Below are 10,767 nucleotides of genomic sequence, written 5' to 3'. Positions count from 1 at the left end.
TCACCTCAATGGAAATCCCGCGATTTCGGGATGATCCGGACATCGCGCGGATGGCCGTGACGGCGCGGCGGTGGCCGGTTTCCGCGCGCCTGTTGCGGGCGATTGACCTCGTCGGCATGGGCCATCGGCGGGGACAGGCCGTCGCTGTCGGCAATCGAATCGAGCATCGCCGTCCGGTCGACGATGCGCCGGGCCATGAGATGCACCACCCCTTCCTTGCTGCGCTGGATTTCGCCTTCGATCAGCATCAGCCGCGCCGACATCACGGCCCGCCGCTGCCGCTCCATGTCGCGCGCCCACAGGAGCGCGTTGACGATGCCGGTCTCGTCCTCGATGGTAATGAACACCGCATTGCCCTTGCCCGGGCGCTGGCGGATCAGCACGACGCCGGCGGTCCTCAGCTTGCGGCCATCGGCGGCCCCATTTGTCTCGGCACAGGTCAGCACCCCTTCGCCCGACAGCCGGGGGCGCAGGAACTGCATCGGATGCGCCTTCAGCGACAGGCGCACCGTCTGATAGTCGGCGATCACTTCCTCGGTCAGCGGCATCACCGGGAGCCGCGCGTCGGGCTCCTCCCCCAGTTCGGCGGCGGCGGCAAAGGCGAACAACGGCAGTTGCCCGCCCGGCATGCGGCGGACATCCCAGACCGCATCGCGCCGCCCCTTGCCCAGCGATCCGAAGGCATCGGCATCGGCGAGCCTGCGCAAGGCCTGCGGCGGCAGTGCGGCGCGGTGCGCGAGATCCTCGATCGAGGCAAAGGGAGCGACAGCGCGGGCAGCGGTAATGGCCTCGGCCCAGGTTTCACGGAAACCGTCGATACGGCGCAGGCCAAGGCGCAGGGCGAGTGAAATTCCCTCCGGTTCACCCGATGCGTCATTCCCCGCCACCTCCAGCGCGCTGTCCCAGCCACTTGCGTTGACGTCGACGGGGCGCACCTCGACGCCATGTTCCTGCGCATCGCGCACGAGCTGTGCCGGCGCGTAGAAGCCCATCGGCTGGGAATTGAGCAGCGCACAGGTGAACACCGCCGGGTGGCGGCATTTCAGCCATGACGAGACATAGGCGAGATAGCCGAACGCCTGGGCGTGGCTTTCGGGAAAGCCATATTCGCCGAAGCCCTTGATCTGGTTGAAACAGCGCTCGGCGAAATCGCGGTCATAGCCGCGCGCGACCATGCCATCGATCAACTGTGCCTCGTAGCGCGGCATCGACCCATGGTTGCGGAAGGTCGCCATGGCCCGGCGCAGCCCGTCCGCCTGGGCCGGGGTGAAGCCGCCGGCGGTGATGGCGAGTTTCATCGCCTGCTCCTGGAACAATGGAACGCCCAGGGTTCGCCCCAGCACGTCGCGCAGCTCGTCCGGATCATGCGGCGGCGACGGTGAGGGAAAGTCGACCGCTTCCTCGCCATTGCGGCGCCTAAGATAGGGGTGGACCATGCCGCCCTGGATGGGGCCGGGGCGGACGATGGCAACCTGGATGACCAGATCGTACAATTCCTTCGGCTTCATCCGCGGCAGCATGTTGATCTGCGCGCGGCTTTCGACCTGGAAGGTGCCGATACTGTCCCCGCGCCGCAGCATCGCATAGGTCTGCGGGTCTTCGCGCGGGACGTTCTGCAGGTCATGATCGCCCAGCCCGTGCAGGCGCAGCAGATCGAAGCTCTTGCGGATGCAGGTGAGCATGCCGAGCGCCAGCACATCGACCTTCATCAAGCCCAGCGCCTCGATATCGTCCTTGTCCCATTCGATGAAGGTGCGGTCCTTCATCGCCCCGTTGTGGATCGGCACCAGCTCGTCGAGGCGGCCTTCGGTCAGCACGAAGCCGCCGACATGCTGGGAGAGGTGGCGGGGAAAGGTCAGCAACTGGTCGACCAGCCATTTCAGCCGGGCGATATCGGGATTGGCAAGATCGAACCCCGCCTCCTCCACCCGTTCCTCAGGCACGTCGCTGCCCCACTGGCCCCAGATGGTGCTGCTCAACCGGGCTGTGATATCCTCAGTCAGCCCCAGCGCCTTGCCGACCTCACGCAGCGTGCTGCGCGGGCGATAGTGGATGACCGTGGCGGCAATCCCCGCGCGCTCGCGGCCATAGCGCCGGTAAATATATTGCATCACCTCCTCGCGCCGCTCATGCTCGAAATCGACGTCGATGTCGGGCGGCTCGTCGCGCTCTTCCGAGAGGAAGCGGGAGAACAGCAGCTTGTTGGCGATGGGATCGACCGAGGTGATGCCCAGCAGATAGCAGACCAGCGAGTTGGCGGCGCTGCCGCGCCCCTGGCACAGGATCGGCGGGTCGAGGCTGCGCGCGTAACGGACGATGTCATGCACCGTCAGGAAATAGCAGGCATAGCGCTTGAGCCGGATCAGCCGGAACTCCTCGGCAAGCGTGCGCAGCATCGGCTCGGGCACGCCGTCGGGATGGCGACGGCGCGCCTCCTCCATCGCCAGATGTTCCAGCCAGTCGTGCGATTCCCAGCCTTCGGGTACCGGCTCGTTGGGATATTCATAGCGCAGGTCATCAAGCGTGAAGTCGATGCGCGCCATCAGCGCCGCGCCCGCGCCCAGCGCCTCGGGATAGCCGCGGAACAGCCGCGCCATATCCTCCGGCGATTTGAGATGACGTTCGGCATTGGCGAGCAGCCGCCGACCGGCGGCATGGATGGACGTGCCTTCGCGGATACAGGTGACGATGTCGTGCAGCGGGCGCTGCTGCGCGGTGGCGTAGAGCGCATCGTTGGTGGCGAGCAGCGGCACGCCTGCGGCAAAGGCCTCCTTCTGCGCCGCGATCAGCCGTCGCCGGTCCCCTGCCCCGTGCGGCATGGCAATGCCGCGCCACACGGCACCCGACCGCGCCAGGCGCAGACGGTGGAGCAGCGCGGCATCGCCGCCCATCGCGATCAGCAGCAGATCGTCGGCATGGTCGAGCAAATCCTCCAGATGCAGCACGCAGTCGCCCTTGACCGCGCGGCGGTTGCCGATGGTCAACAGCCGTGTCAGCCGCCCCCAGCCGTGGCGGGTGGCGGGATAGGCGACGATGTCCGGCGTCGCCTCACCGTTCTCGGAAGGCGCGAACACCAGCCGTGCGCCGACCACCAGCCGGAAACCGCTCGCCGCCCCGCCGATCTCGCGCCACGCCATGTGCGCGCGGACCACGCCCGCCACCGTGTTGCGATCGGCAATGCCGATCCCCGCCATCCCCAGTGCCTGCGCGCGCCAGACCATGTCTGCGGGGGAAGAGGCTCCACTGAGGAAACTGAAATTGCTCGCCGCGACCAGTTCGGCGAAACCGGCGCTCATGCGAACAGGCCGTGGATATACCAGTCGGGATTGGCTTGCTCGCTACCGAACAGCCCGTGACGGAACAGCCAGTAGCGGCGACCGCGCGCATCCTCGACGCGATAATAGTCGCGGGTCAGGCCGCCATTATCCTCTCGCCGCCACCATTCGGAGGCAATCCGTTCCGGCCCTTCCTGTCGCACCACCTCATGCAGCGCCTTGCGCCATTTGAAGCGGCGGGGCGGGCCATCGGGGACGGCGGCGAGCACCTCGATCTTCTGGGGCGGATCGAACAGGTGGATGGGCCGCAGCGGCGGCTCGCCCGGTGCGGGAGCCGGCCAGTCGACAGCGCGCGGGGCATCGGCAACCGGCAAGGCCAGCGCCCCCTGTTCGGGGATATGCGTATCGACGGGCACGAAGCGGCGCACCCTGCCCCGCCCCAGCCGCACCGCCAGCCGGTCGATCAGCAGCGCCATCTCGCCGTCGCCCACCCGGCCGCCATCGAGCCGCAACTGCTCCGCCGCCATCGCCTCGCTGGTCAGCACGTCGAGGCGGATCAGATCGTAGCCGAAGCCGGGGTCGAGCGGATCGGACAAGGTGTCGATGCGCTCACGCAGCAGGCGGTCGAGAATGGCGCAATCGCGGACCGGCTGGCCGGTCTCCACCTCCAGCCGCGCGACATGCCCGTCGCTGCGGAACAGGGAGGCGGCAAAGGCCCGCCCGCCCGCGCCGCGTTCGGCCAGACGGTCCCCGGCCTGCGCGGCAAGATGGCGCAGCGTCGCCAGCACATCCTCGGTGCGCGCCACCGGCTCGGCAAAGCGGGTCTCCACGCTGATCTCGGGCAGATGGCGGCGTGGGACGATGCGGACGTCCTGCCGTTCGAGCAGCCGCTCGAGCCCATCCACCAGATCGCTGCCAAAGCGCGCAGCCAGTGGCGCGGCGGGGCGGGCAGCCAGATCGCCCAGCGTGCGCAGGCCGGCGCGGCGCAGCGCCCGGTGCCGCTCCCCATCGACGCGCAAGGCCTCGACCGGCAAGGCCTCGACATCGCTTTCCTCATGGCGGGCCAGCGCCGCTGCGGCATCGGCGGTGGCGGCTATGGCATGGCGGGTGGTCAGGCCGGCAGCATTCAGCCGCTGGACCAGATCGGCCGCAAGCCCCTCTTCATAACCGGCAAAAAGATGCGCGCAGCCGGTGATGTCGAGCAGCAGCACATCGTCGCCGTCGGTGGCGACCATCGGCGTATAGCGCTCGCAGCCATCGGCCAGCCGCGCCAGCGCACGCGCATCGGCGGCGGCATCATAGGGCAAGGCCGCAAGATCGGGCACGCGCGCCCGCGCATCGGCCAGCGTCATGCCGGCGACGAGACCGAGCACTAATGCCGACTGGTCGAGCGCGATCAGCCGCATCGCGCTGCGGTGCTTGGCCACCAGTGCAAACGGGGCGTCAGGCCGCTCGCTGCGCCTGATCCGTTCCGACGGCAGAAAGGGAAGATGCACCGCCAGATAGCGGCGCGAAACAGCGACGGTCACGGTTCCACTCCAGACGGGTTGCAAAGGGAAGGCTCCCGCCACGATGCCGCAACAAGGCGACATCGAAGGCCGGATGCCCCGGCGCATCGGCAGGCAGCGGCGACGATGGCGCAGTGGCGATGCTCCACCGCGTCTGCGCCGCACTGGGCACCGGCTCCGCATCGATCCGCAGCACCAGAGTGAACACGCCCGACTGCGCGGCCGCCATTGCCAGACGGCGCGAAGCGGTGAGATCGAGCAGGGGCGCCGCGCCATGCAGTTCGAGCACCACCCCGCCCAACTGGCCGCAGCGCACGCCATCCAGACCAGCGCGCAGCACGCCGATGGGATCGGGCGGGACGACAATCACCAGCCTGGCCGGATCGCAGCCGAGATCGAGCAGGCCCGGCGCGTGAAGATAGCCATTGGTCCGCGATGCACGATCGTCCCGCACCCACATCAGCGACGTGTCCTTGCCCAGCGCGCGGGTCGCCAGCAACAGGGCGAAGGCCGTGGCGCTGCTGCTATCCTTGTCTCCCGCACTGAAAATCTCATGCAGCGCCGCACGGGCGAGTCCCCCCTGCAGCCGGACATCGACATCGGCCGCGCCGAGGCCGATCCTGCCATCGCCGCAACGCTCAGCCTCCCCGTCCGGCGGACGCGGCTGCAAGGCAAGGCGATGGAGGGCGGCGGGACGAATCATCTTTTTGTTCCTATTATGTTCTATATGAGCCAAGCCGGTGCCGAGCGTCAAGCAGCCTCAGCGAAGGCGCCGGGACAGCAACCGGCGCACATCCCATCGCATTCGGCATGATGCGCGGTTCCCATGCACGGGCCGAGCCTCTATCGAGGCGCCAGAACAGGATTTGAGGAGAAGAGCATGCGCCAGATCGACCATTTCATCAGCGGCGGCTCCGGACCAGCCACCCGCACGGGCGATATCTTCGATCCCAACAGCGGCCAGGTGCAGGCGCGCGTCGCGCTGGGCGATGCCGCCGTGCTGGAGCAGGCAGTGCAGGCCGCGCTCGCCGCGCAACCGGCATGGGCAGCCACCAACCCGCAGCGGCGCGCGCGGGTGATGTTCGAATTCAAGCGGCTGGTGGAAGCGAACATGGACGAGCTGGCGCATCTGCTCAGCTCCGAACATGGCAAGGTGATCGCGGATTCCAAAGGCGACATCCAGCGCGGGCTGGAGGTCATCGAATTCTGCTGCGGCATCCCGCACGTGCTGAAGGGCGAATATACCCAAGGCGCGGGGCCGGGCATCGACGTCTATTCGATGCGCCAGCCGATCGGCATCGGCGCGGGCATCACCCCGTTCAACTTCCCGGCGATGATCCCGCTGTGGATGTCCGGCGTCGCCATCGCCACCGGCAACGCCTTCCTGATCAAGCCCAGCGAGCGTGACCCGAGCGTGCCGGTGCGGCTCGCCGAACTGTTGATCGAGGCGGGCCTGCCCGAAGGCATCTGCCAGGTGGTGCATGGCGACAAGGCGATGGTCGATGCCATCCTCGACCACCCGGCCATCGGCGCGGTCAGCTTCGTCGGCTCCTCCGACATCGCCCATTATGTCTACAATCGCGGCGTCGCCAACGGCAAGCGGGTGCAGGCGATGGGTGGGGCCAAGAACCATGGCATCGTCATGCCGGACGCGGATCTCGACCAGGTGGTCAATGATCTGGCGGGTGCGGCTTTCGGCTCGGCGGGCGAGCGCTGCATGGCCTTGCCGGTGGTGGTGCCGGTGGGCGATGAGACCGCCGACCGGCTGCGTGCCAAGCTGATCCCGGCGATCGAGGCGCTGCGCGTCGGCGTCTCGACCGATCCGCAAGCGCATTACGGGCCGGTAGTCACCGCCGCGCACAAGGCAAAGGTCGAAGGCTGGATCCAGACCTGCGTCGACGAGGGCGCGGAACTGGTGATCGACGGACGCGGGTTCAAACTGCAGGGGCATGAGGAAGGCTTCTTCGTCGGCCCGACGCTGTTCGACCATGTCACCACCGACATGGAAAGCTACAAGGAAGAGATTTTCGGCCCCGTGCTGCAGATGGTCCGCGCCGCCAGCTTCGAGGAGGCGCTCGCGCTGCCCAGCAAGCATCAATATGGCAATGGCGTCGCCATCTTCACCCGCAACGGCCACGCCGCGCGGGAATTTGCGGCGCGCGTCAATGTCGGCATGGTCGGCATCAATGTGCCGATCCCGGTGCCGGTCGCCTATCACACCTTCGGCGGCTGGAAGCGCTCGGCCTTCGGCGACACCAACCAGCATGGCATGGAGGGCGTGAAGTTCTGGACCAAGGTCAAGACCGTCACTGCCCGCTGGCCGGATGGATCGCCGGATGGGGGAAATGCGTTTGTCATCCCGACGATGGGGTGAGGCCATGAGATCAAAGTACCGTCATTGCGAGCGCAGCGAAGCAATCCAGGGTGGTGCCACGCCGCTCTGGATTGCTTCGCTGCGCTCGCAATGACGGGTGAAGTTGGATTGGAGTTTCAAATGACCAGCATCGCATTCATCGGGCTTGGCAATATGGGCGGCGGGATGGCGGCCAATCTGGCGAAGGCGGGGCATGATGTTCGTGCCTTCGATCTCAGCGCCGAGGCACTGGAACGGGCAGCGGCGGCGGGGTGCCTTGCCGCGCCGAGCGCGGGCGAGGCGGTGAGCGGTGCCGAAGTGGTTGTCACCATGCTGCCCGCCGGGCACCATGTCGCGGCGGTCTATGAGAGCGATGTGTTCCCCAACGCCGCGCCAGGCACGCTGTTGATCGACTGTTCGACCATCGACGTCGCTACCGCGCGCGCCAATGCCGAGGCGGCGACAGCCAAGGGGCTAGCGGTCACAGACGCGCCGGTATCGGGCGGCATTGCAGCGGCCAATGGCGGCACGCTGACCTTCATGGTCGGCGGCAGCGCCGAAGCATTTGCCCGCGCCGAGCCGATCTTGGCGGCGATGGGCAAAGCGGTGATCCATGCGGGCGGGTCGGGCGCGGGACAGGCGGCGAAAATCTGCAACAACATGCTGCTCGGCGCGTCGATGATCGCCACCTGCGAGACGTTCGCCATGGCCGAGAAACTGGGGCTGGATTTGCAGACCTTTTACGACATCTCCAGCCAAGCATCGGGCCAATGCTGGTCGATGACCAGCTATTGTCCCGTGCCCGGCGTCGGGCCGGAGACGCCTGCGGATCGCGGCTATGACGGCGGCTTTGCCACCGCGCTGATGCTGAAGGACCTCAAGCTGGCAATGGAGGCGGCGCAATCGGTCGGCGCGGAGGTGCCAATGGGCGAGCGCGCAGCGGCGCTCTACGCGGCGTTTGCCGATGCAGGCAATGGCGGCAAGGATTTCTCGGGCATCATAAAGACGATGCAGGAGCGGTGAACTGACCGCCCCTGCATCGCATATCGCAAACGGCGTCAGACTTAGCCGATGATGAAATCGCCCGGAGTGACGGTGACGTTTCCGTCGAGTCGGATCATGAAATCCGCGACCCCATCACCGTTGCTGTCGCCCTGAATATAGGTGTTCCCGCCAATCAGCTCATAACGCACCTGGCCAGCGACGTTGGTAAAGGCAAAGGTCCCGATGAAGCTGCTCAGGCCAAGCCCGATCAAATGCAGCTTGTCACCCTGTGCGTTGCTGAAACCCTGAATGCGGTCGGCCGTAGCGAGGGTTGCGCCGGTGTCGCCGACGTTGAACACATAGGCGTCTGCACCAAGGCCACCATTGAGGATGTCGACACCCGCGCCGCCGGTGAGCGTGTCATTTCCTGCTTCGCCGTAGAGCGTGTCATTGGCATCGCCGCCGTTCAGCGTGTCATTGTCCGCGCCGCCATAGACCAGATCCTGACCGGCACCGCCGTTCAGCACGTCGTTTCCGGCATCGCCGAACAGCCGGTCATTGCCGCCTTCGCCACCAAGGCTATCGGCACCGCCCCGGCCATAGACGGCGTCATTGCCGTCGCCAGCGAGCACAGTGTCGACCCCTGCACTGCCGCCATAGGTGTTGGCGAGGGCGTTCAGCGTCGCCGTCAGATCGCCACCCGAGGCGTTTGTAACAATCTCGACATCGGCGGCTATCGCGTAGCTGAGACCAGCGGCGCTGACCTGCACGGTGTCAGTGCCAGTGCCGCCATTGGCGACATCGGCGGCGTTATCGACAACCAGCGTGTCATCCCCGTCGCCACCGTTCATGGTATCGGCGCCGGTGCCGCCAGTCAGCCTGTCATTGCCGAGACCGCCGATCAGCGTGTCGTTGCCCGCTTCGCCGCCCAGCGAATCATCCCCATCGCCGCCATTGAGTGTGTCGCCCGATCCGCCGCCGACGATGATGTTAGCGAGAGCGTTGCCGGTGCCGGCAAAAGCTCCCGCGCCGGTATATTCCAGATTTTCGACATTGGCTGGCAGGGTGTAGCTGGCCAAAGTGGTTTCGACGCGGTCGGTGCCTTCGCCATCGAGTTCGATCACCGTATCGGTGGCGCTGGAAATGACGAAGATGTCGTTGCCGCTGTTACCAGCAAGGGTATTTGTCCCGCTGCCACCGGTCAGAACGTCGTTGAGAAGGCCTCCAGACAGGGTGTCATCGCCATCGCCGCCGTTCAGGACGTCATTGCCGTCGAGGCCGTCGATCGTGTCGTTGGCGAAGGTACCGGACAGGGTATCGTCACCCGGGGTCGCGCCGCCAACAACGGTGTTGGCGACAGTGAAGCTGTTCGCCGCGGGCCAGACATAATTGTCGGGCTGATTATTGGCACCGATCCAGTTGGCTTCATTGGCAATGGCTGCCAGCACTTCCTGTACCGAACCGGTCAATGGGCCGTTGTAAACGCCATTGTCGGTATTGAAGGCCAGCGCGGTATCGCCGTTGGTCAGGCCGGTTGGCACGGCCGACGTATTGCTGTCGACCGCATCGGCTGCCCAGGCAGCCGTGGACCCCGCCACTTGAACGGCGAACAGCAGCGTAGGCGACGCAGCGGTACCGATATAAGCGATGATCGAATCGCCAGCCGAGGAAACATCAAACGAGCCGCCGCCCGGATAAGCGACCGTGTATACCGTGCCGATGGCCGCATTGGCTGGAATCGCAAAGGTGGTCGTGCCCTCACCCGCAGTTCTGAAACCGCCCGCCGCAAGCCAGCCTTGATCGGTAAAGCTGATCGTTTGTCCGCGCAAAGTCGGATCGAGCAGCACGAAGCTGAAATATTTCCCGTTCGTGCCTGAATCGCTACCATAGGAAACGATTGCGATAGAGCCTGGTCCTGGCATGCTAGTCCCCCAAACGCCCCTTAGGGCCACAAAAATTGCGCCCCGTGCGACTCAGGGTCTCAATTCGGCACTGAAATGAACCCGTCTGCTCTGGCGGTCAAGATACTTAACCTGTTGTTAGCTATGCCGATCTCACGGAAAATCAGTCGGGTCGAATGGAGCATCAAGCAGTTGAAGCCGTTGCCAAAAACCGAAATGGATGTTGGCTAGTTCCGTCTCGACTGGTCATGACATAGCGTGGCGACGTCCCACCGAAGATTGGTTAAGCCCCTTCCGCCGATGATGACGCCCGAGAAGCGGCAGATGTATGTGAAGCCCGCGACTTGGTTAATGCCGGTCCACAACGTCAAAGCACCATCGCTCGGGTACTGCGGTGCTGGCATCGATGCCCATCAGGCCGCAGGCGACGTCCGCTCGGCCAACGATGGCGACCTCTCGGGACGATACTGGCGGGTGCCCCGCGTGTGGCCGACATCGGCGATATGGTTAGCAGTTGCCCGGATGATGCCGATCGGCACGGGTGAGCGGGCACGGTCGGAGCCAGCGTTGCCCATGACAAGCCGCGGCTTCGGGATTGGGCTCGAAGCCGCTGCCAAGGCTTATGGCCCCGTGAACAGGAAATCGCTGCTCGACAGTGCAACGTTGGCGGCAATCTCGGCAGGCGGGCCGGTGAGCGAACCTGTGTGGACAGCATTGTCTTAGGCAAAAGCAGGAGCGATGGTGCC

7 protein-coding genes are annotated in these 10,767 nt (G+C 65.8%); 3 read left to right on the top strand and 4 right to left on the bottom strand.

Translation table 11 applies throughout. The features are described from left to right. Positions 1 to 5: 5 nt before the first annotated feature. The 3 genes from AC0QC4_RS07780 to AC0QC4_RS07770 are packed head-to-tail and all read right to left on the bottom strand — an operon-like array spanning position 6 to position 5,486. Positions 6 to 3,296 carry an error-prone DNA polymerase gene (locus AC0QC4_RS07780; RefSeq protein ID WP_483659195.1) on the bottom strand — a complete coding sequence of 1,097 codons (3,291 nt, stop codon included), beginning with the start codon at positions 3,294 to 3,296 and terminating at the stop codon, positions 6 to 8. Beyond that, positions 3,293 to 4,804, bottom strand: a complete 1,512-nt coding sequence (locus AC0QC4_RS07775; protein WP_483659193.1) for a Y-family DNA polymerase — start codon at positions 4,802 to 4,804, stop codon at positions 3,293 to 3,295. The genes AC0QC4_RS07780 and AC0QC4_RS07775 overlap by 4 nt, the downstream gene beginning before the upstream one ends. Next, positions 4,719 to 5,486, bottom strand: coding sequence for an ImuA family protein (locus AC0QC4_RS07770; protein WP_483659191.1), 768 nt, complete (start codon positions 5,484 to 5,486; stop codon positions 4,719 to 4,721). The genes AC0QC4_RS07775 and AC0QC4_RS07770 overlap by 86 nt, the downstream gene beginning before the upstream one ends. Positions 5,487 to 5,663: 177 nt before the next feature. On the opposite strand from AC0QC4_RS07770, the gene AC0QC4_RS07765 reads away from it, so the two are divergent. Both AC0QC4_RS07765 and mmsB read left to right on the top strand, forming a co-directional pair. Beyond that, a complete protein-coding gene (locus AC0QC4_RS07765; RefSeq protein WP_483659190.1) occupies positions 5,664 to 7,157 on the top strand; it encodes a CoA-acylating methylmalonate-semialdehyde dehydrogenase in 1,494 nt (497 codons plus the stop codon). Between the two features lie 90 nt (positions 7,158 to 7,247). Then, the gene (mmsB, locus tag AC0QC4_RS07760; protein ID WP_483659188.1) at positions 7,248 to 8,159 is read left to right on the top strand and encodes a 3-hydroxyisobutyrate dehydrogenase; all 912 of its coding nucleotides are present in this window, start codon (positions 7,248 to 7,250) and stop codon (positions 8,157 to 8,159) included. Positions 8,160 to 8,200: 41 nt separating this feature from the next. Here mmsB and AC0QC4_RS07755 read toward each other — a convergent pair whose 3' ends face one another. Then, entirely contained in the window at positions 8,201 to 10,042 is a 1,842-nt protein-coding gene (locus AC0QC4_RS07755; protein WP_483659186.1) for a hypothetical protein, read from the bottom strand. A gap of 279 nt (positions 10,043 to 10,321) precedes the next feature. Between AC0QC4_RS07755 and AC0QC4_RS07750 the strand changes: the two genes are divergently transcribed. After that, entirely contained in the window at positions 10,322 to 10,744 is a 423-nt protein-coding gene (locus AC0QC4_RS07750; protein ID WP_483659184.1) for a hypothetical protein, read from the top strand. Positions 10,745 to 10,767 lie beyond the last annotated feature (23 nt).

Source organism: Sphingomonas sp. jy18, assembly GCF_056931895.1.
This window is presented reverse-complemented; position numbering and strand designations above follow the sequence as displayed.